This is a genomic window from Bacteroides congonensis (assembly GCF_900130125.1).
GTDB lineage: Bacteria > Bacteroidota > Bacteroidia > Bacteroidales > Bacteroidaceae > Bacteroides > Bacteroides congonensis.
The window spans coordinates 1,473,020-1,493,070 of the sequence record NZ_FQXY01000010.1 but is presented as its reverse complement, the minus strand read 5'-3'; the positions used below and the strand labels follow the sequence as shown (position 1 = coordinate 1,493,070).

The following is a 20,051-nucleotide window of genomic DNA, read 5'->3' as shown; positions in this document are numbered from 1 at the left end:
ACTCAATCCTTGGTTATTCCGCTAGAATCCTGTTAATATTTAACTTAATTTCATCCCAGCGTTCTTCCGGTATTGTTGTTCCAATTACCTGAATAACATTTCCCGAGAGAATGGAACCTATTTTAGCACACTTCTCCAATGAATATCCGCAAGTCAAACCGTATAAGAAACCGGCAGCAAAATAGTCACCCGCTCCGGTTGTATCTATCACTTTCCCTACCGGGATAGCGGAAACTTTGATTTCTTCCGTTCCTTTACGAATATAAGAACCGTTTGCTCCTACTTTCACAATGGCAATGCTGCACTTCTTGGCAATAATTCCCAAAGCTTCTTCCGGCTCTTTGCCTGTAAATGCTTTCGCTTCTTCTTCATTCGCAAAAACAATATCCACATACTTATTTATTAATAAGGAGAAGAATTCCAGATCATTGGCTACAATATTATAACTTGCCATGTCAAGACAAATCTGCAAGCCTGCTTCTTTTGCCAATTCAATGGCATGGAGAATCATTTCGTGATCCTGAACCAAATATCCTTCAATAAACAAGTATGCATACCCTTTAAACATATCGAGCGTGAGTTCTTCCGCTTTCAAGGAAGCGGCTGCTCCCAGGTAAGTACCGAAAGTACGTTCCCCATCCGGTGAAATAAAAGTGGATGCGACGCCGGAAGGAAGTTGTTCTGAGGTCAATAATGAGTCCTCAATCTTATTTTTCTGAAGATTTTTGCGAAAATATTCTCCATAATGATCATTTCCTACTTTTCCAATAAAACCTGTTCCGGCACCCAAACAGGCCAGTCCGAGGATGGTATTTCCAGCCGATCCCCCCGTTGCCAAATGGGTTTTCATTTGCGAAAATCGTGTGTTAATCTGCTGTAACTTAGCGTCATCAATGAGTTGCATGCTTCCTTTGGGTAATCCCATTTCATCCAGGAGCGTATCATCCTTTAGGGTTGCAAGTACGTCTACCAGGGCGTTGCCCAATCCTATTATTTTGTCCATTTCAAATATTTTTTTTGCAAAGATATTGCATATTTCAAAAAAACCTAGTACTTTTGCATCGCAATTGAGAAAAACATTCTTCCTTAGCTCAGTCGGTTAGAGCATCTGACTGTTAATCAGAGGGTCCTTGGTTCAAGTCCAAGAGGAAGAGCAAAGTTAAAAATCTCGGTTGCACATTCTTCCTTAGCTCAGTCGGTTAGAGCATCTGACTGTTAATCAGAGGGTCCTTGGTTCAAGTCCAAGAGGAAGAGCCAGATTAGACAAGCCACCTATTTGGGTGGCTTTTTCTTTTTCAAGCCTTTGTAATTCACTGGAAATCATACCTATTTTATTAAGAACTTCATTCATTTCAGCGGTTCGATAACTATTTTCCAAAAATTGCATTTTTCCAACTATTATCGAACCAACCAACTTTATTTTAGTTTCCGCATCTGCTTTTTCAAAATAATCTCCTAAATGAGTTAAAATATTAGTAGAGTATTCTATCTTTTCTTGCACCTCTTTTATATCACTATTTTTTAAAAGGTTTTGTTTGTCTCGTAATTCAATAATACACTGTTTGTGGCGAGCGATTATTCTTTTATGTGTATCTATATCAATCGCCTTCTCTATCAACATATCATCAGTCTCATTTATTTTATTCTCCAATTCCACTATCTCATCATCCATACATTGAATCTGTTTGTTTATATCCGATTTTAAAACCTGCTTTAAATCAGCAATAACCAATTTGAATAATTCCAAGATAGCCTCATCAGGAATAAAACTATTAAGAAATTGAACAAACGTCCTATTCGCCTCCTCTGCTTTTATCCGTTGATGACCTGAATGGTTGCAATGGTAATACGGATAACGACTTCCATTACGGCTTCTTGAAAAACTACCTGTCAAATTGCCATTGCAAACAGGACAAACCAAAAAGTTACGTAGAAAAAGTTCGGGCACGACTTTTGCTTTTGCTTTAGGATGGTTTCTCTTCTTACCATCTAACAAAGTTTGTACCGCATTAAACAACTCTCTATCTATCAATGGTTCATGAATCCCTTTTACCCATTCATCCTTGCTACCATTATAGCTCGGCACATGTACCTCACCAATGTACAACCTATTTCGGAGCATGTTAAGAAAGCTCTGCTTTTGCATTTTCAGCCCCTTTTCAGCCATCATTTGCCGCACTCTGTCGGCTGAATACAGACCTGTCGCAAACAAGTTGAAACTTTCTACTATAAGATTAGCCACAGGTCTGTCAATCAGCAATTCCGATTCTTCGTTCTTTGCGTGCTTCTTCCAGCAATATCCTTTAGCTGGATGTCCATTCGTATATTTCCCATTTTTCCTTGCTGCAAAATTACATTCTTTCACTCGTCGAGATATTTTCAATCTTTCCGAATGTGAAGTTGAAAGATACATGGAAAGCATAACAATATAATCAGGTTGCCCATAATCAATATGCTGCTCTACACTATTTACTTCAATCCCCTTTTCTTTAAACTTCTCAATCTGCACTAATGCCTGCGTCAAATTACGAGCAAATCTATCCCAACGAGTGACTAAAATCATATCCACATGATTTGTCTTTTTAAAAGCATAAGCCTTCATCTCTTTAAAACGTGGTCGATTGAAATTCTTTGCACTGCAATCCTCATCATAGATTGCTATTAGATTATTTTTCTTTACTTCACAATGTTGCCTTATATACCTGGTCTGAAATTCAAGACTAAAACCTTTCTCTGCTTGTTCGTCCGTACTTACGCGAACATATCCTAACACATTCATATCATTTAGCTATTTTACGTTCAACTTCTATTTGAATCTCACCTATTTTATACAGAAACTCTCTTATTCTTTCTATGTCTTTATCTGTATAGTCCTTTTTGCCATTCTTGTTTAAAATCTGTCTGCATAATTCCAATGTTATCATTAACATACATGGTATTTCCCTCTGCTCAAAAGGCAGTTATTTTTGTATTTCAGCCTCATCAGGATAAATCAACATTTCTTAAATGTATACAAATTAATTTATCCCGCCTCTCTCAATCTATATAAGAATAAGGTACACTCATGGATGAGGCCATAATCACTCTTACATAAGCGTTTTTATCTTTCTTAACGTATTGACACTTGTTCCCGTTAAAGCATAAATATTTCTGAGACTATAATTCTTTTTTAACAATTTGGTCTCTTCTTTGTATTCCTCCAACATGACATTTACATCTTTTCGATACCCTGCCTTACGCCCTACTTTGCCGCCATTGGCACGATAATTATGATAGCCACTTTGTACCCGTTCACGAATAGTCTTCCGCTCCATTCTTGCCACTTCTGATAAAATTGTAACTAAGAATTGACTCATAGGATTCACTTTGCCTTGTGCTGTAAGCGTTTCGATATGGTAATTCTGTATATACAAAGAAATCCCCTTATTATTTAACATCTCAATAACTTCAAGTACCTGCAAAGTATCACGTCCCAATCTTGATAATTCTGTAACTAAAACTTTATCTACATCATTCGCCTCAATATACTCCATCATACGTAAAAGTTCTTTTCTCTCTGAATTTGCTCTTGCCCCACTTACTTTTTCTGTAAAACAAGCACATACCTGCCAATTGTTATTAGCAGCTAAAGCTGTCAATTCATTCACTTGTCTATCATAATCTTGGATAGTTGTTGAAACTCTCGCAAATATTACTACTTTTTTCATATTATCTCTAAAATTGATTTATAATATCATTATTTACGATGCAAATATACGTATAATATCAATAAAAACAAAATGAAATTGATATTATATGATAATTATTGATGCAAATATTGATACTTATGAATATTTTGAGTATGTTTGTCGAAAAAAAGAAAAGTATGGAAGATGTTTTGGCTATTAATGTAAAGCGAATTTGCAAGGAAAAGGGATTATTAATGAAAGAATTAGCAGCTAAATTAAATATTACTCCTGAATCGCTTACAAGAGCTATCAAAGGACAAACGCAACTGTCTACAATACGTAATATAGCAGCAGCATTAAATGTGTCTGTTACTGAATTAGTGAAGGAAAGGGAAAGTACATCGCAAATATTACGAGGATATGTTGAAATAGGTAGTAATAATATATATTATTTTGATAGTCTTGCAAAACTGCGTAATATATTACATAGAGAAGGGATAGATTTAGGATGATATTAATTAGTCGTAAGCATTCGGTAAACCACGTTGCAAATATTGTGAATTAGTTCCGAATCGGTGCTATTCGTAGTTAATTCGGAACTAATAGTATCTATTCGGAACAAGTTTGATTGGATTTTGCCCAATTACGTGGTAGAAGTTCTGTCATATCCTTTTTATCCCTTTCATAATATGGGATTTTACTCAGGACATCTTCCATCCAGATTCTAGGGTCTACTTCTGCAGACTTGCAGGTGGCTATCAGAGAGTACACGATGGCAGCCCTGTATGCGGATGCGTCGTTGCCGCAGAACAGATAGTTCTTTCTTCCCAAAGCCAAAGGTCTTATGACATTTTCTATGCGGTTGTCATCAATTTCTATTCTTCCATCGTTTACGTATCTGGAAAGCCTGGGAAGAAGCGCGTACGTATATTCGATAGCTTTACCCATGCGGCTTTTAGGAAGCACTCTAAGATAAGCATCCTGCAGCCACTTTTCAAATTCAAGTATCAGCGGATAGGCCTCACGAATACGTTTTTCCTTACGCTCTTCAGCTGTGAGTCCGGCTTCACCGGCATCAGACTCTACCTTGTACAGCCTACCGATGTAATGAATCGCCTGTGTGGCCAGCGTCCTGTTTTCTTCCAGGGCATCCACGTACTTCCTTCTGACATGTGCCCAACAGCCGACCAGAGTGATTCCTTTCATCTGCTCAAACTGTTCGTAAGCTGCATAGCCATCGCATTGCACAATGCCATGGTAGCATCCCAGCAGTTCACGGGCTACCATACCCGAACGGCTGCCACGGTCATAATGGAACATGACGTCTCCCGTGATGCCGTCGCGCACGCACCACTCATACCCCTTTTTCGCTTTATGTTTCTCATTGTCCATCACAGGAATGACACTCTCGTCCACTTGTATATAATCACTGGAGAGTATCTTCTGTTTGAGCAGGTTGTACAGCAGCTTGAGTTTCTCCACCGCCATTTCATACCATCCGCACATGGTAGATTCGCTTATGCTAATTCCTGATTCGCGATACTGCTGTATCAAACGGTAGAACGGGAGATGATACATGAACTTGCCGATGATAATGTCTGTCAGAACCGAGGAGTCTGCCATACATTTGCTGACCGGAACAAGAGGTAGCGGGTGAATCAGAATCTGCCTTTCCTCGGGGTATTTCTCCATATCGGATTTACTTATCACTTTGTGACGGACGGTCTTCAGAATATATACTTTTGCCGGAACACGTTCCAGGCGTGAACTCTCTTCCTTTCCGATTTCAATGAAATCATCCTTAAGCCTGCCTTCCTCGTCTGTTGTCCCTTCGGGGTAAAGATCAATAATCTCTACAGGCAGTGAGGAAGTGTCCAGAGACTTGCGGACCGGTTTTTCCTTTACTTTTATAGTTCTGGTGATTTCTTCTTCACTCTTGCGGACTTCCTCCTCAAGCCGGGATATTTCCATGGAGGACATTGCTTCCTTTGAGAACAGAAACAGCTGGTTGGGATCAAGCGGAAGACTCTTCTCGCTCATCCGGCCAAAGACTTTTTTCCGGAGCCAGTACAGGGATTGTTCCAGCGAGGAAACCCTGCTGATAAGCGCCGCTTTATCCTGACGGAGCTTCTCAATTTCTTCCAATAAGGCTTTTTCCTGTTCTTCTGTAAGCATCTGCATCTCATTGTTTCACAATGTAAATATACTAAAATCCCATGGCATACAAAAGCGAACGGAGTAAAAAGCCGGTACTATTTTCGAAGCTTTTGCAGGTTTTCAAGTCTCGTGCGTCGCGAATCGCGGGCTTCCATGATACCCTCCACAATCATGACAAGTTCTCGCCATTCTATATTTGCACAGACCTCATTATCGCTGGCAGAATCAGGCTTACCTAAAGTGCCGGCTTCCAGAAGTTTGGAATACAGCACCATGCCGCCTGGCTCCCAATGCAGGAGTTTTATACGGTCACGGGTACGGTTTATGAAGATATACACGTTGCCGTTGCAGGGGTCCTGACCCATGGCGTCTGTGATGATACCGCTGAGGGTATGGAAGCTTTTGCGCATATCAGTCGGGCGGTTATACAACAGATAGCGCATACTGTCATTAAGGCTGAACATGGTTGCAGGACTGGATGATTGAAAACAGTTCCTTTTCATTTAGCTCACCGCAAATGCGTATGGCACTACCACCCGGTGTACGTATTTCTATCTCTTTCAATCCGCTTGGCGTAGCCGGTGTACTTTTCTGTTTCCGTCCGGTTGTACCGGCAAATGAAGGAACCGGAACAAAAGATCCACTGTGCGGGAGCTCGATAAACTCACCTTGAGCCGTTTTACCCGATGATTGCTCGCCGGCATAACGGGATTTGCTGTCATAAAACCGCCATACAGGGATGTTGAGTTCCTCTAATCTTGACTTATAAGTCACTTTGTGCTCTTTGCAGTAGTTCATTATCTCTACTACTTCTTCTCGTGTCATCATAACTTTGCTTTTTGGACGTAAAGTTAATGACGGAAGTTTGAGGAAAAAATACGTGGTTTACCGAATGCTTACAATTAGTCAATACTAACTAAATCTTTCAATGGAACTTTCAGTGCATTACTTATTTTGAATAATGTCTTAATTGTCAGATTGGTTCGACCTGCTTCAATTCGTGACATATTCGATTTCTCGAAATTGCATAAAGCGGCTAAATCTTGCTGACTAAGATTCTTTAATTCTCTTAACTCCTTTATTTTATCACCTATCTTAATAAAAAGTTGTTGTTCGTTCATCTTTTTTAAGTTATCATTTGTGATAACAAAGGAAAGTGATTACTTTTGCGATATGGTTATCATATATGATAACTGAAATAGTATTAATTTAAAAACTTAATGTATTATGAGAAAAGTATTATTGCTTGTTGTGACTTTAGTGTCTTTGTGTTCTTATGCACAAAAGGGAGAAAAAAGTGTAAACTTACAGTTGGGCTATGGAACTGAAATCAAAAATGTAGGTTTGGGAGCTAAATTTGCGTATAACGTAACTGATGCAATTCGTCTTGCTCCTTCTTTTGATTATTTCTTTAAGAAAGATTTTGTGAGTAACTGGGACATTAATGTAGATGCACATTATTTATTTCCAATAGCAGATAAGTTTAAAGTATATCCTTTGGTTGGTTTAACATATTCATCTTGGAAAGTCGATTTAGGTGGGGCTATAGAAGATGCTATTGAAGATATGGGTGGTTATATTGAAGATGACGGTGAAGATGATGGAGGAAGTTTGAATGTAACAGAGGGACGTTTTGGTATGAATATTGGTGCGGGTATTCAATATGATATTAATCAGACATGGGGTCTCAATTTTGAATTTAAATATCAAATAATCAAAGATTTCAACCAAGCGGTTTTCAATATTGGAGTAGCTTATAAATTTTAGAAATGATGAGGCTTTTAAAAATATTATATATATTCTTATGTAGTACTCTTTTTGCCTGCGGGGATGATGATGAAAATTCTAATTTAGGCGATTGGGAAAGAGTTGATTGTCCTTTTGCTGTGTCGGCTATATTGGATTTTGGGAATTATATCCATGTAGTAAGAACTGATGGCGTTCTTTTCTTATATGATGGCAAAAATTTTGAGCAGACAAATGTTAGGATGGATTTAGAAGGGAAGTATGCTTCCGTATTTCCTGAGTATGGTGTAAATATTTTCAAGACTTCTAATAAGCTATTTATTTTAGGTGAAGATAGTTATTATGTCAGGAGTAATGATAGTAAAGATTTTAAGAAGTCATTCCCGATACCTTCTGATTCAGAAAATATCGTTTGTTGTGCTGGAAAAGTTTTTACGTATTCTTTTGGAAGAGTTTATAATCATACTTCTGATAAATGGGAAGATATTACAGAGTTGAAAGTGTATGATGAAAACAGTCATTCTTGGATTTCCGTAGCAAATGAAAGTAAGCTTTTCTATGCTCTGTATACTGACGATAAATATCTGTATGGTGCAGAACTATATTATGATGAAGGATATAACAGATACACAGGAAAAATCTTAGTGTCAAAAGATGGAGGTAAAACTTTTGTTGATATGCCTCAACTTCCTTCTAACAACTACAATACATATATAGACTGTCATTCCACGAATGGGTATTTGTTCGTTAAAAGAGATAAGGATTCATATTATAAAGAAATCTATGTATATGATTCCAAAGCGAACAAATGGACATTAGTAAATCTTGGAACCCCTGAAATTGAATTTTCTGCTAGATTTCAGGCATGGAATGGAAAGGCTTACATAGATAAGGCTACAATGCCGTCTACAGGATTCGTATCTTCTGACGGGAAAAGTTGGCATGAAACAGATGTTGAGTATATAACGGATATTGGTGAACAGTATATCTATAATACATTCGTACGAACCTCTGATAATTGCTTTCTGAGATGTAAGATTACATGGTGATATGAATCTATATATCTGTTTGAAAATAACATTTCATTTACGGAATATTAGTTTAATCTTTTAGGTTAATTCAACACAAAATAGAATGTGTCAATATGGTCTATATCAGATTAAATTGACACATTTTATTTTTGATACACTAAGCTAACAAAGTTCTAATGTCAAAATCCGATTTTGAAGAGGAGCTTAAACGTTGACACAAATCCCGATAAGGTTGCATTATCCTCCTAATCGGAGTCTTTTTGGATATTAGTCCTCGGATAGTCATTTCAACTTTGGCTAAATCATAATCGCATAATTTTAGCAATAGTTCACGTTCAAAATCTCTCAATGTCCTAGAAACATGATTTTCCGCAGACGGTCTTTTTAGAGCCTCATCTATAATTGTAAGAATCGGGTTTGCTGTTGAGGCTAAAACGGATTTCAATCTATTATCTTCTACCAAAAGCAAAGTTCGTATTTGTACCATTGTACAAATATTTAGTTCAAAACGTACTTTCTTTTGAAAGTAATAAATAACTTTATCTTTATTCAATAGAGAATTTAAGAAGTGAGAATTAGTAGCCTTTTTAAGCTCCTTTTCTTTGTCATATATTACTAAACGCTTTTTATAACGATTAGTACTAACAACATTCTCTATAACAATTCCATCGTTGAACTCTCGGACTACCCACTTTTTAAAATTAGATAGGTTTTTCCTGATATTCCCAACAACATTTGCCAAATCATCCATAAAAATATCTTTAGTCACATCACACTTAACAACTTTAGCAGACATAAGAATGTCATCTATATCTAGTCGACAAATCCCTAAAGCATTTATATTTATAAGACATTGATGTATATTTGTCTGATTGATGAGACTTACACAATCATCTCTCAATATTTTAGACGTAAACTCTAACATCAACTCATTTTTCCTATAATCAATTAAAATTAATAATGAATATGGAGTAGTTTGTTGATACTTATAATAGAGCAACTCTTCTCCTCTATAATGGGATATAAATACATCTTCTTTCATTTCAGTTATATATTCTATGTTATCACATACTAATCTAAATTTATCAAAACATAACATTAAGATTTAAGTTCTTTAAAATATTATTCATCCTTGCCAAATGACAAGTTTTGTCACCTTTATAAGTGATAAGATAAAGGATTATTCATCCTCTACTCTATCCTCATTCTTAGGTTTGTTAGGAATCTCTTTCCAATACATAATCATCGACTCCGAAATAGCCTGTCTATGGGCTTCACTTTTGCTCTGATTTTTGAGCTTCCTACTAATTTTCTGCTTCGTAGCATCGCTTAACTCACGATATTGACGTTTACCTTTACTCATACTTTAGACCTCCTCTTTTTGTATATAAATAGTAGGAATAATAAGAAAGTAAAGTATAGTAAACTAATAATCCTTCCATTTCTTCATGAAGAAGTAAAAGGAACAGTATACCACATAACACGCCTATATCCCCACCTTACTGGAGAATAAAGTTACACAGCAAAAGCCTGATATATCAAGATATACAAAGAAAAAGAGGTTTATAACGTCTGTATTACTGGAGGTGTCTCCATTAAGAAATAGGAAGGAACTTTCTTAGTTCCCAAATCCTATCCAAATCTTTTAAAAAGCGGTGCGAGAAAAGTCCTGAACGGAGAGCAAAAGAAAGGTTCACTATTGAAGTGAACCTTTCTTTTTTGCAATATTATTCTATTGGAGCTGCTTTGCCCTACCCTACTCCGCCATCGCCAAAGTAAGAATACTAATCCGTATTCCCTCAATCTCTGCCAAGCAGGAAGCACATTCTACCGTAGTAGCCCCTGTAGTCAAAACATCGTCTACAATCAGCACATGCTTTCCGGCCAGAGATTCCGCATGATGCAGTTGAAAGATTCCTTCTACATTTTCCCAGCGTTCAAAAGAGGATTTGCGTGTTTGCGTTTCCGTGTTCTTCTGGCGCACTACGGATTCCGTATCAATAGAAATACCTGTTACGGCGGCAATTCCACGGGCTATCCACTCACTTTGGTTGTAACCACGAATCTGTTGTTTCTTTTTGTGCAACGGTACAGGAAGTATTACATCTACTCCCTCAAAGAAACCGGATGCCAGCAGTTCCGCCGCCATATATCGTCCCATTATCGCACCAATATCCTTTTGGCCGCCATATTTAAGTTGGTGGAGAATTTGCCGGAAGTCACTTCCTTTTCTATAAAAGAAGAAAGAGGTAGCGCGTTCCAGGGGAATCTTTCCCCAAAACAGTTTTTCTACCGGGTTATCTTTTCGAAGATGATAATCCGTGCGCGGGAGATTGATGTTGCACATAGTACAAAGGCATTCTTCACCTTTTGCCAACGGTCTGCCGCAAACAACGCAGCAACGGGGAAATAACAAGGACAAGAATGAACTAAGCCAGTCTTTTATAAGGAGTGTGTGTTTCATAATAGTAGTAAGGATTTAATAAACAGGCCGTTTCTTCTACATATCCAACGGAGGAACCTCCGCTAAAAGTCTCTGAAATAAAGGATGCAGATAACCGTTCGTGGCAATGATATGATGACCCTCAATAAAATGATCTTCGCCATAGAAATTGGTTACGCGACCGCCGGCTTGCTGGACAATCAAGGCAGCCGCGGAATAATCCCATTTGCCTAGAAATGCTTCCGCCCAGGCATCAAAACGACCGATAGCCACATAACAGATGGCGGCAGCGGCCGAGCCATTCATACGGATACCGCCAACCACACCATACAACTTATCTATCAAGTGGAGAGCAGTTTGCTTATATTGCAGATGATTATAAGGTAATTCTGTGATAACGAATGCATCTCTGGCATCCTGAACATTCGAAACATGAATTTCTTCACCATTCATAAAGGCTTTGCCACCTTTCCAGGCATAGAAACATTCATCCCGACAGACTTCATAAACGACGCCTAAAAGAAGCTCGGTGCGGTTGCGTAAAGCAATACATACACAGTAAGGAGCCTCATCATGAATATAGTTCGTGGTTCCATCCAACGGGTCAATCACCCAGCAGTAAGATTCATCCTGATAGGTGGCAGAACCTTCCTCCGTTATAAATCCCGCTTCCGGCAATAAAGCAGTAAGCGCCTTCACTATCCGCACTTCAGATTCTTTATCTACATAAGATACGTAATCATGCGCATGTTTCTCAATCACACGTTCACGACGAAAAGCTTTCCGCTCTTCTTTCAAAAAATGTCCGGCTTCAGTTGCAATGCGACATACCTCGGCTGTAAGTTGTTTCAAATCTAACATTTCTATCTATTGTAATTTAGGCTACCCACAAATCCATGCCAAAATTATTACTTTTTTTGATAGAAATAAGAGTTTTATCTAATTTTCTTCTAAAGAGAATTACGTATAATCACCTTCGTCGGATTGCGTTTATAAACCGTATTCCTGTCCAGGATAACAGAAGCAGCAGTTTTTCCCATCATCTCAAAGTCTGTAGAAATAACAGTAATTCCCCCTTCCAATATTTCCTTAACGGCAGTGTCATTATAAGAAATCAGGCCTATCTCCTTACCTAATTCATATCCCTTCTTTTTTGCTAATTTAATCAGCGCCACATCATCCGTATCATATCGGCTGAAAGTAATATAAGCATTCCCCTTACGAAAATTCTTCTCTTCTATATTTGATTCAATGGAATAAGGCAGTTCGCTTTTTACACAGTAGTGCAGAAAACCATTGATTACTTGTTGGGCATGAATGGCTTCCGGACGCGCTATTAAAATCAGCTTCTCATAATTCTTCAGCCTATCCTGCAATTGCATAAGGCTACAGAAAATATCATAGCCGTAATCCTGATAAATACAACTGTAATTACCGCTCAATCCTTGTTGATTATAATCTATGATGATTCTTTTTTCCGCCGGAATCAAGTTTAAAACATCCGTCACATCTTCTTTAAGAAAAGTAGCTATAATATAATGGGTATAATTACCCAGATTCTCTTTAATGAGCTTTTCAAAAACCTTATAGTTATGATGATGAAAGTAAATATCAATATCCCCGACATCTTTCAAGGAATTGAAAATCGAGCGATAAATCTGCTCGCGCATCACGTTCATCTTATCCAATAACAGAAACACATGATAAGAATGATCTATAGATACTTTTTTTACAAAATACCCCTTCCTGTAAATCGCCTCGATAACCCCCATCTCCAATAAGTAATTCAATCCTTTCAATAAAGTTTCCTTACTCATGTGCAACTGTGTCTGTAATTGGTTCAATGAAGGTATCTGGTCACCGATCTGAAGTGTACCATCTTCAATCAGCGAATTAATATAATCCACCAACTGAAGATACTTCATCCGTGAAGCAGGTTTCTTCTGTTCTGTTATATCAAGATTCTGGTTCTGCATTATTGGCAATACTAAATAAAATTTTAGCAAATATACTTAAATACCATTGATAAAGCAAACGATTGGACAGACAAAATATCAGACCTTTCCATTACTTTCGCAAGAATCCTATTTTATTCAAAATATATTGAACTATTCATAGCATTTTACAGCAAACAAGGCCGCCGGGATTAAACCTGATGGATGCTCCAAAACAATCTTAACCTCATCGGTCACGAGTTTCTCAGGAAAAACCAGTTCATTTATCGACTGATGATTGTCCACGCTCTCATAAATCAACTGATTCTCCCCGTCATATATTTTATATTTCTCCACACAAAAAGGCATTTTATTCTCCGGATGTGTCATCTGGACTGTCTCCATCGGTTGGTCATAATCCGTATCAAAAAAGAGAGACATCTTGCCGATATGCACAGCCGAATCCCATTTGATAGTCAAAGCCGGAGCCGGGTCATTCAACTCCGCAACCCAGGCATTCGGAGACTGGACGGGGCGGTCAATACCATTAGTTATAGTTGAAACAGAAAAAACATGAGAGTCTTTTTCTAACTGAACAGCAATATTATGTCCTCCGGGTCGCCGCTTCGGGCACCAAAATTCAAATTCCTCAATTCCTATATCTTCTTTAGGAGACTGCTTTCCAAAATTGGATACAGCTTCATTAATGGTGTTAAATACAGACAAGACTCCGGTTATCCTTTCCCGGGTATATCGCAATTGTATCAAAGGATTTTTCTTGAAAACAAGGAAAGCATACTGTTCTTCCGGCATCACCGCTTCGAAAACCAGTTCCAACAGTTGCTTGCCTTGACACAAGGAGACTGTTTTCGTTTCCAAAGTAACATCCGGAGTATGATTAAACGATTTACTGCTCACACGAAGCTCTACTTCCAACACCGTATCTTCAGAAACAAATAGTTCAACTTTCACCTTTCCTAATTCATCTCCTTTGCGTAAAGGTATCATTTGAGCTACAGACTCATCCAGAACCTGCATCTCCCCATCAGCCGGGAAGCCTTTAAAATGACATTCACTGGATGCAGCTAAAGTAGCTTTCGTTACTAGATTTTCTTCATCCCTGATAACCATATCAGGAATATACTGCCCCATCCGCGATAGTTTCACTTGTAATTCAGGTATTCTTCCTTGGGAATATACTTCTCTCGGAGAGATATTTTCTTTCAGACAGATCGCCGCAGCCATCGCAACAGCTTGGGCGCTATGAGCAGATGTAGCCATCACACGGGTAGAACCAAAAGCCACGTGCGAAGAACTAATGATTCTCCCGGCAAGGAAAAGATTCTCAATCCCCCGGCTATAAAGACAACGGTAAGGAATCTGATATACCCCCTTTGAATGCCACTGGTTACAAGCAGACTCCTCACCGAACACGCCGGCCGCCGGATGCAAGTCAATACTCCATCCACCATAAGAAACCGCATCCTCATGATGCCTTTGTTCTATGACATCCTGCTGAATCAGCATATAGTCGCCCTCAAACCTTCTGCTCTCCCGTTTTCCGGGAATACAGCCTACCCATTCCAGCGTCATTGTTTCCGCTTCCGGATATTTACCCGAGTTCTTGATATAATCCCAAGCTCCATAAATAACCTTCCACAGTTCCCATTTAATCTGTTCCGTATCATGTACCGTATCCAAATCGCCACCATATTCGACCCACCACAATTTACAGCCATGTTCTTTTGCATTGAAGCTACGAAATCGGGGAACAGTCTTCGTTACATCCATTGCATAAGAAGGAGCTACGTATTTCACCGGCTGACCGGTATCCTTTGTATAAAAATACAAGCTATGTCCCAAGAGCTCGCCATAATCCTCAGCCGGCGCAAACTTCTCGCCAAACTCCTCCCTGCTCTCAGCCCCCATACGGTAAGGAGCTCCGGCAAGGAAACCTACAACCCCGTCACCGGAAGCGTCACAAAACAAGGGAGCGGTTACTTCGTACATAGTGCTGTTCTGGCTACAAAACCCTCTGACACTTTCTATTTTATGACCGGTACTCTTTTTTACCTCATAGACACAAGTGTTCAGCAACAAGGTTATATTCGGTTCGCTCACCACCTTGTCAAGCATAACAGAATCGAAAATTACCGGATTTCCTTCCGGATTGCGGAACGTATTTTCCACCATAATTTCATCTATCACGCCGCCCTCACGTGCCCAGCGATTATTATTCCCCATGTGAGAAGTCGCTCCGAGCATCCACAGCCTTATTTCACTGGAACCATTCCCCCCCAATACCGGACGATCTTGTATAAGTACCACTTTCAGACCTTGGCGAGCTGCGGTTATAGCAGCGCAAACCCCTGAAATACCTCCGCCTACTATTACAAAATCAGCTTGCAGGATATCCGTATTAAACATTCTCACACTATTAAACTTATCAAGTACCATCTTCTCGTATCTAATTAATTTTACTTCTATTTTAGTTCCAAACCTACTTCTCTATCTGTATTACCTTACGTAACCGAATGTCGTCGGACGCACTTCCTACAAGCACTTCATAACTTCCCGCATCATAATCAAAATCTTTCAAGTCCGTCTTGTAATAAGAGAAAGCATCCTTATTCAATGTTATTTCCATTTCCTGCCCGGCATTTTTTCTGATAAAATGCTTGGCAAATCCTTTAAGCTCCTTATAAGGTCTCTCAACTTTCGGATTTACAGGTCGGATATATACCTGAGCCGTTTCCGCCCCGTCATACTCCCCTGTATTCTTAACAGTAAACCGGACCTTAACCGCCAAATCTTTGCCTTTTTCCCTGTTTATACGTAAGTCAGAGTATTTAAACGTGGTGTATGACAATCCGTATCCAAATGCAAACTGAGGTTTCGTGTCACTGATATCATAATGCCTGTACCCCATGAAAAGCCCCTCTTTATATTCCACCCGCTTATCACCGTCCGTATCGTAATAATATGGATAAGCCGGATTATCTTCCCATTTCTTTTCAAAAGAGACAGGTAGTTTTCCACTGGGGTTCACCTTCCCGAACAGCATTTCAGCGACAGCCGTTCCACCTTCCTGGCCGGCATACCACAAATGCAACAAAGCAGGAACCTTATCTATCCACTTTGACATATCCACATTTCCGCCTGCATTCAGCAACACAACCGTATTGGGATTAGCGGCAGTAATACACTGCACTAAACTATCCTGATATTGGGGCAACTCAAAAGGACGATCATTACTCTCACGTTCGCTGCTTTCATTAAAGCCAATGTTCACAATAGCCACATCAGATTTCCGGGCAATTTCCACAGCCTCATCAAAGAGTAACTTATCCTCTCTCCATCCGAAAGAAATATCAACTGGATGCACATTCGCAAAGTATTCAAGTACAACAGGATACTCTTTTCCGGCTTCCAGCGGTAATACAACTTCACGAGTCGTTATCCCCTGATCTCTCCACTCATTAATCACCATTTCCGTACCGACCTTCAAACGGAACCCGTCGAACCCTCTGACTATGAACCGATAATTAGCAGTCTTCTCCGGACGCACGACTCCACTCCAACGCACGGAACAATGGTCATACGGAATACCTTTATTTTCGGCAGCAATATGCCAGCCGTTACCGATATTAACAATCGTATCTATCACGGTTTTTGCCGGTGTCCCCTTTAAACGGATATTATCAAAATATTCAGCTTTAAGCCCTTTTGTGTGGCTTCCCGCTTCCGTATAAAAAGCAGCGTTAGCAACAGTCTCTGTCAAGGTAGGCACTCCGGGCGCATAAGAAATCTGAAGTTCCTGTCCGGCATTCTTCAATCCATCCAATACCGAAACAGAATGGAACGGGAATGTATAAGAACTTCCACCTCCCGATATATAAGAGTTTGCATTAGGCCCGATCACGGCAACCGACTTCACTTTTGACGGATTCAACGGAAGTAAACCTTTCTCATTCTTCAATAATACAATACCTTCCCTGGCCAGTTGCAATGCAACTTTCGCCGCTTCCGGATTATTGTATGGAATAGAAGTATCCAACTGTTCATTATCAAAAAAGCCGAACCGGAACATGATTCTCAGGATTCTCTTCACTTTCTCGTCAATAGTCGCTTCCTTCACTTTCCCGGCTTTTATCGCAGGAATCAGATTCTCCTTATTCATCCACTTGGCACGCGGCATTTCCAAGTCCAAGCCACCATTAGCCGCCCCCACAGCATCATAAGTAGCCGACCAGTCACTCATTACAATCCCGTCAAATCCCCATTGCTTTCTCAACACCTGATTGTTCAGATAATCATTCTGCGTGGCATGCACTCCATTTACCGGATTATAACTGTCCATAACAGCACCCGCACCCGCTTCCTGAATGGCAGCTTTATAGACAGGCAGATAAATTTCATGCAACACCCGTTCATCAATATCACTGCTTACATTGTTCCTGTCCCACTCCTGATTGTTCGCGGCGTAATGTTTCAAGGTAGCCACCACTTTCTGATCCTGCAATCCTTTTACGTAGCCTATGGCTACCTGAGAGTTCAAATACGGGTCTTCCGTGAAATACTCAAAATTTCTTCCACACAAAGGGGAACGAAGAATATTCACACCCGGGCCCAATAATATATGTACGCCACGCGCCTTGGAGTCTCTCCCCAATTGTTTTCCCAATTCATATACCAGTTCCCTGTTCCAAGTCGAAGCTGTGAGTACCCCTGCCGGATAAGCCGTAGATTTACCATCCTTATGCGTACCGACAGGCCCATCCGTCAACTTTATCTCAGGCACGCCCAGACGTTCGATTCCCCTTATATAAAAGCCTTTATAACCTCCTATATAATCTATTTTTTCTTCCAATGTCATGCGGTGGAGCAAATCATTCGTCCTGTCCTCCACAGAAGCTGTTTTATCTTTGTATATCTGAGCAAAGCCGCTCATAGAAAAACAACTCAAAATCCCAACGATCACTAAATGCTTCATCATTCTATTCTACTATTTGTTATTTAATATACCTGGAGATAACCTCTTTCCACACTGCGTAACCTTCAGCCGTCAGATGCAACCCATCCTCCCGATAATGCTCCGGATATAATTCCCCCTTTGCTGTAAACATCGGATGATATACATCAGCATAAGCAGCATTCGTTTGTTGTTCTGCAAACTCCTTTATCAATGCATTTGCCTGCTCAATCCTCTCTTTGTCCTTCAACCTCCGCACGGAAGGTTTGATAGAAATGAAAATAATCTCCGCTTCCGGTTTTTCTTTCCGGAGAATAAGGAACAATCTCTTGATCTGCGCCAGTATTTCAGCCGGAGTCCATTGGTAGCCAATATCATTATCCCCTTCATAAACAAAAATCTGTTTAGGATGATAAGGGCTTATCAGACGGTCTTTGTAGTTAATCAAATCTATCGTTTTCGTACCGGAGACTCCCCGGTTCAGAACCGGCTTTCCGGGAAAATCATCCGCTAAGGATTTCCAGTTCTCCATTGTCGAACTGCCCACAAAAAGAATCAAATCCTTTTCCGGCGGATTGATGGAATCCGCTTTTTCATACCGCCTCATCTTCTGATCCCACTTCAGTTGTTGTGCCAGTTTAGGCACTCCCTTTATGCGTTCGCACGGAACCGGTTTTCCACGTAAAAGTATCCTTCCCAAATAAATTGTAGACTGATCATACTTTTCAGGATGGGCTGTTATATCCTCCTGTTGTTTATTTCCGAGTATTTTCTTCTTGTCAGCTTTCTCCGAAGAGATCCGGATTGTTACTTGATGAACACCTTTTTCCAACTTTATTACGTCATATTGTCCCCGGTAACGATTGTTACACCAGGAGTTAAAACGATTCAAAGTGTAATTTCCTATACGGTCATTCGCTTCATACAGATGAAAACCTTTAGTACTAACCTCTTTCAACTGAACAAATTTTCCGTCAACCAAAACTTCCACCTGCCCCACTTCCGGGCCGCCAATATCAAACAACCCGAGCATATCTCCCTCAAAACCAAAAGAAAATGATGCACCTTCCTTACTACTGGTCATCACCGTATCAAACCAGCCGGAAAACTTCTTTAAAGAAGGGTTCTCTGATGTATCAACCTCTTTCCATGACTTGTCAAAAGAAGCAATCCGTGAAGGGATATACATTTCCGCTTCGTCCCATTCCGAACCGATAAGCGGTTCAGGAAGTGTATGTGCCTGCGACAAGCTCTGCGAAGCACTATTCCCTTTCCGTATCTTCTCCAGTCCGCGTGCAATGGCGGAAGCATATAAGTTTCCTCCATCGGCACCAGGATGCACTCCGTCATTGGAAAACAAAATCTTTCCGGCAGCAGCCGCTTTAGTTCCTTTCCAAAGTAGCTTGCCATCCTTCTCAAGTGCTGCCGCTTCCATACCCAGATGAATAGAAGGGAGCTGGTAATGTGCGGCAATGTCTTCCAGTCTTTTAATCACCTGCGAGACATCCCCTTTCTGATAGGCAGCAGTCTGATTCGTATAAATCGTGTAAATCAAACAAATATCCGTATGAGGGTTCTCTTTTATAATCTTTCGGATCATCCCCTCCATACCGTCCGGATAGCCGCCATTTACCGCAAATTCAATAAAAACGAGATCCGGTTTGTACTGCAATACCTGTTCCCGAATCCGGAAAGCGCCCAAATCCGTACCCGTGCCGGACACTCCGGCATTAATCCATTTAAAACGGGTATCAGAAAACGTATTTTCCATGTATCGGGTAGTTTGCAAACGATAGCAATAATCTCCTTGTGTAATACTACCACCAATAAAAGCAACCGTAATTTCCTGCCCTTTCCTTATTTTTGAATAAAAGACAGGAAGCCCCTTTCTTACTGTACATTCTTTCTCATTATAATAACTTCCGGGCTGTATCAGTGGAATTTCCTTATCTGCCGTTGTGTACACCAAAGGCGAAGCCCCTCCCTGCGAAGCCGCAATCTTATCCAAATCGGCACAGCTTTGCCCATAAGCGCAGGGAAGCACTGTCATCAGTACCATTCCCGCAATTACAGCTCCCAATTGTCGTATCTGTATCATTG

General features: G+C 39.9%; 18 protein-coding genes and 2 tRNA genes. 5 read left to right on the top strand and 15 right to left on the bottom strand.

Annotation, left to right across the window (positions count from 1 at the left end; all coding sequences use genetic code 11):
- Nucleotides 1-13: 13 nt before the first annotated feature.
- Nucleotides 14-1,003 (bottom strand): adenosine kinase, encoded by a 990-nt coding sequence (locus BQ7997_RS16785; protein WP_044653745.1) that lies wholly within the window; start codon nucleotides 1,001-1,003, stop codon nucleotides 14-16.
- 77 nt (nucleotides 1,004-1,080) lie between these two features.
- On the opposite strand from BQ7997_RS16785, the gene BQ7997_RS16780 reads away from it, so the two are divergent.
- Both BQ7997_RS16780 and BQ7997_RS16775 read left to right on the top strand, forming a co-directional pair.
- A tRNA-Asn gene (locus BQ7997_RS16780) sits at nucleotides 1,081-1,154 on the top strand.
- A gap of 26 nt (nucleotides 1,155-1,180) precedes the next feature.
- Nucleotides 1,181-1,257 (top strand) — tRNA-Asn (locus tag BQ7997_RS16775).
- Here BQ7997_RS16775 and BQ7997_RS16770 read toward each other — a convergent pair.
- Together BQ7997_RS16770 and BQ7997_RS16765 are read right to left on the bottom strand one after the other, a co-directional pair.
- The gene (locus tag BQ7997_RS16770) at nucleotides 1,220-2,779 is read right to left on the bottom strand and encodes a recombinase family protein (protein ID WP_073347313.1); all 1,560 of its coding nucleotides are present in this window, start codon (nucleotides 2,777-2,779) and stop codon (nucleotides 1,220-1,222) included. The two genes, BQ7997_RS16775 and BQ7997_RS16770, sit on opposite strands and share 38 nt — an antisense overlap.
- Before the next feature lie 307 nt (nucleotides 2,780-3,086).
- Nucleotides 3,087-3,707, bottom strand: coding sequence for a recombinase family protein (locus BQ7997_RS16765; RefSeq protein ID WP_073347312.1), 621 nt, complete (start codon nucleotides 3,705-3,707; stop codon nucleotides 3,087-3,089).
- A 119-nt stretch (nucleotides 3,708-3,826) separates the two neighbouring features.
- Between BQ7997_RS16765 and BQ7997_RS16760 the strand changes: the two genes are divergently transcribed.
- On the top strand, nucleotides 3,827-4,180 hold the full coding sequence (locus BQ7997_RS16760; RefSeq protein ID WP_159436777.1) for a helix-turn-helix domain-containing protein: 354 nt from the start codon (nucleotides 3,827-3,829) through the stop codon (nucleotides 4,178-4,180).
- Nucleotides 4,181-4,277: 97 nt separating this feature from the next.
- On the opposite strand, the gene tnpC is transcribed toward BQ7997_RS16760, so the two are convergent.
- The 4 genes from tnpC to BQ7997_RS16740 all read right to left on the bottom strand — a co-directional run bounded on the left by tnpC (nucleotide 4,278) and on the right by BQ7997_RS16740 (nucleotide 6,946).
- Nucleotides 4,278-5,843: an IS66 family transposase gene (gene tnpC, locus BQ7997_RS16755; protein WP_159436740.1), complete on the bottom strand. Its 1,566-nt coding sequence runs from the start codon at nucleotides 5,841-5,843 to the stop codon at nucleotides 4,278-4,280.
- A gap of 77 nt (nucleotides 5,844-5,920) precedes the next feature.
- Complete coding sequence (tnpB, locus tag BQ7997_RS16750; protein ID WP_235817251.1) at nucleotides 5,921-6,328, bottom strand: IS66 family insertion sequence element accessory protein TnpB; 408 nt, start codon at nucleotides 6,326-6,328, stop codon at nucleotides 5,921-5,923.
- A complete protein-coding gene (locus tag BQ7997_RS16745; RefSeq protein WP_235817250.1) occupies nucleotides 6,276-6,653 on the bottom strand; it encodes a hypothetical protein in 378 nt (125 codons plus the stop codon). Before BQ7997_RS16745 ends, tnpB begins: the two co-directional genes overlap by 53 nt.
- 74 nt (nucleotides 6,654-6,727) lie before the next feature.
- Nucleotides 6,728-6,946 carry a helix-turn-helix domain-containing protein gene (locus BQ7997_RS16740; protein WP_007479969.1) on the bottom strand — a complete coding sequence of 73 codons (219 nt, stop codon included), beginning with the start codon at nucleotides 6,944-6,946 and terminating at the stop codon, nucleotides 6,728-6,730.
- 106 nt (nucleotides 6,947-7,052) lie between these two features.
- Between BQ7997_RS16740 and BQ7997_RS16735 the strand changes: the two genes are divergently transcribed.
- Complete coding sequence (locus BQ7997_RS16735) at nucleotides 7,053-7,592, top strand: porin family protein (RefSeq protein ID WP_073347311.1); 540 nt, start codon at nucleotides 7,053-7,055, stop codon at nucleotides 7,590-7,592.
- 2 nt (nucleotides 7,593-7,594) lie between these two features.
- Nucleotides 7,595-8,620, top strand: coding sequence for a Kelch repeat-containing protein (locus BQ7997_RS16730; protein WP_139260922.1), 1,026 nt, complete (start codon nucleotides 7,595-7,597; stop codon nucleotides 8,618-8,620).
- Between the two features lie 139 nt (nucleotides 8,621-8,759).
- Here the strand turns inward: BQ7997_RS16730 and BQ7997_RS16725 are convergent, their stop codons facing one another.
- The 8 genes from BQ7997_RS16725 to BQ7997_RS16690 all read right to left on the bottom strand — a co-directional run bounded on the left by BQ7997_RS16725 (nucleotide 8,760) and on the right by BQ7997_RS16690 (nucleotide 20,049).
- On the bottom strand, nucleotides 8,760-9,644 hold the full coding sequence (locus BQ7997_RS16725) for a phage/plasmid replication domain-containing protein (protein WP_139260920.1): 885 nt from the start codon (nucleotides 9,642-9,644) through the stop codon (nucleotides 8,760-8,762).
- Nucleotides 9,645-9,782: 138 nt separating this feature from the next.
- A complete protein-coding gene (locus BQ7997_RS16720) occupies nucleotides 9,783-9,965 on the bottom strand; it encodes a hypothetical protein (RefSeq protein WP_073347308.1) in 183 nt (60 codons plus the stop codon).
- A 393-nt stretch (nucleotides 9,966-10,358) separates the two neighbouring features.
- Complete coding sequence (locus tag BQ7997_RS16715; RefSeq protein ID WP_022139996.1) at nucleotides 10,359-11,066, bottom strand: ComF family protein; 708 nt, start codon at nucleotides 11,064-11,066, stop codon at nucleotides 10,359-10,361.
- A gap of 36 nt (nucleotides 11,067-11,102) precedes the next feature.
- Nucleotides 11,103-11,906, bottom strand: a complete 804-nt coding sequence (locus BQ7997_RS16710; RefSeq protein ID WP_022139997.1) for an inositol monophosphatase family protein — start codon at nucleotides 11,904-11,906, stop codon at nucleotides 11,103-11,105.
- 89 nt (nucleotides 11,907-11,995) lie between these two features.
- Nucleotides 11,996-13,021, bottom strand: coding sequence for a GntR family transcriptional regulator (locus BQ7997_RS16705; RefSeq protein WP_073347307.1), 1,026 nt, complete (start codon nucleotides 13,019-13,021; stop codon nucleotides 11,996-11,998).
- 132 nt (nucleotides 13,022-13,153) lie between these two features.
- Nucleotides 13,154-15,406 carry an FAD-dependent oxidoreductase gene (locus BQ7997_RS16700; RefSeq protein ID WP_229127292.1) on the bottom strand — a complete coding sequence of 751 codons (2,253 nt, stop codon included), beginning with the start codon at nucleotides 15,404-15,406 and terminating at the stop codon, nucleotides 13,154-13,156.
- A gap of 73 nt (nucleotides 15,407-15,479) precedes the next feature.
- Entirely contained in the window at nucleotides 15,480-17,975 is a 2,496-nt protein-coding gene (locus tag BQ7997_RS16695) for a beta-glucosidase (RefSeq protein ID WP_235817313.1), read from the bottom strand.
- A gap of 16 nt (nucleotides 17,976-17,991) precedes the next feature.
- Nucleotides 17,992-20,049, bottom strand: a complete 2,058-nt coding sequence (locus BQ7997_RS16690) for an SGNH/GDSL hydrolase family protein (RefSeq protein ID WP_073347305.1) — start codon at nucleotides 20,047-20,049, stop codon at nucleotides 17,992-17,994.
- Between the last annotated feature and the right edge of the window lie 2 nt (nucleotides 20,050-20,051).

What these genes read in the sequence shown, in the direction of transcription:
- BQ7997_RS16705 (WP_073347307.1), bottom strand. Translation starts at nt 13,021, where the DNA reads ATGCAGAACCAGAATCTTGATATAACAGAACAGAAGAAACCTGCTTCA.
- BQ7997_RS16740 (WP_007479969.1), bottom strand. Translation starts at nt 6,946, where the DNA reads ATGAACGAACAACAACTTTTTATTAAGATAGGTGATAAAATAAAGGAG.
- BQ7997_RS16785 (WP_044653745.1), bottom strand. Translation starts at nt 1,003, where the DNA reads ATGGACAAAATAATAGGATTGGGCAACGCCCTGGTAGACGTACTTGCA.
- BQ7997_RS16695 (WP_235817313.1), bottom strand. Translation starts at nt 17,975, where the DNA reads ATGATGAAGCATTTAGTGATCGTTGGGATTTTGAGTTGTTTTTCTATG.
- BQ7997_RS16735 (WP_073347311.1), top strand. Translation starts at nt 7,053, where the DNA reads ATGAGAAAAGTATTATTGCTTGTTGTGACTTTAGTGTCTTTGTGTTCT.
- BQ7997_RS16760 (WP_159436777.1), top strand. Translation starts at nt 3,827, where the DNA reads ATGAATATTTTGAGTATGTTTGTCGAAAAAAAGAAAAGTATGGAAGAT.
- tnpC (WP_159436740.1), bottom strand. Translation starts at nt 5,843, where the DNA reads ATGCTTACAGAAGAACAGGAAAAAGCCTTATTGGAAGAAATTGAGAAG.
- BQ7997_RS16730 (WP_139260922.1), top strand. Translation starts at nt 7,595, where the DNA reads ATGATGAGGCTTTTAAAAATATTATATATATTCTTATGTAGTACTCTT.
- tnpB (WP_235817251.1), bottom strand. Translation starts at nt 6,328, where the DNA reads ATGAAAAGGAACTGTTTTCAATCATCCAGTCCTGCAACCATGTTCAGC.
- BQ7997_RS16745 (WP_235817250.1), bottom strand. Translation starts at nt 6,653, where the DNA reads ATGATGACACGAGAAGAAGTAGTAGAGATAATGAACTACTGCAAAGAG.
- BQ7997_RS16770 (WP_073347313.1), bottom strand. Translation starts at nt 2,779, where the DNA reads ATGAATGTGTTAGGATATGTTCGCGTAAGTACGGACGAACAAGCAGAG.
- BQ7997_RS16720 (WP_073347308.1), bottom strand. Translation starts at nt 9,965, where the DNA reads ATGAGTAAAGGTAAACGTCAATATCGTGAGTTAAGCGATGCTACGAAG.
- BQ7997_RS16765 (WP_073347312.1), bottom strand. Translation starts at nt 3,707, where the DNA reads ATGAAAAAAGTAGTAATATTTGCGAGAGTTTCAACAACTATCCAAGAT.
- BQ7997_RS16690 (WP_073347305.1), bottom strand. Translation starts at nt 20,049, where the DNA reads ATGATACAGATACGACAATTGGGAGCTGTAATTGCGGGAATGGTACTG.
- BQ7997_RS16725 (WP_139260920.1), bottom strand. Translation starts at nt 9,644, where the DNA reads ATGAAAGAAGATGTATTTATATCCCATTATAGAGGAGAAGAGTTGCTC.
- BQ7997_RS16715 (WP_022139996.1), bottom strand. Translation starts at nt 11,066, where the DNA reads ATGAAACACACACTCCTTATAAAAGACTGGCTTAGTTCATTCTTGTCC.
- BQ7997_RS16710 (WP_022139997.1), bottom strand. Translation starts at nt 11,906, where the DNA reads ATGTTAGATTTGAAACAACTTACAGCCGAGGTATGTCGCATTGCAACT.
- BQ7997_RS16700 (WP_229127292.1), bottom strand. Translation starts at nt 15,406, where the DNA reads ATGTTTAATACGGATATCCTGCAAGCTGATTTTGTAATAGTAGGCGGA.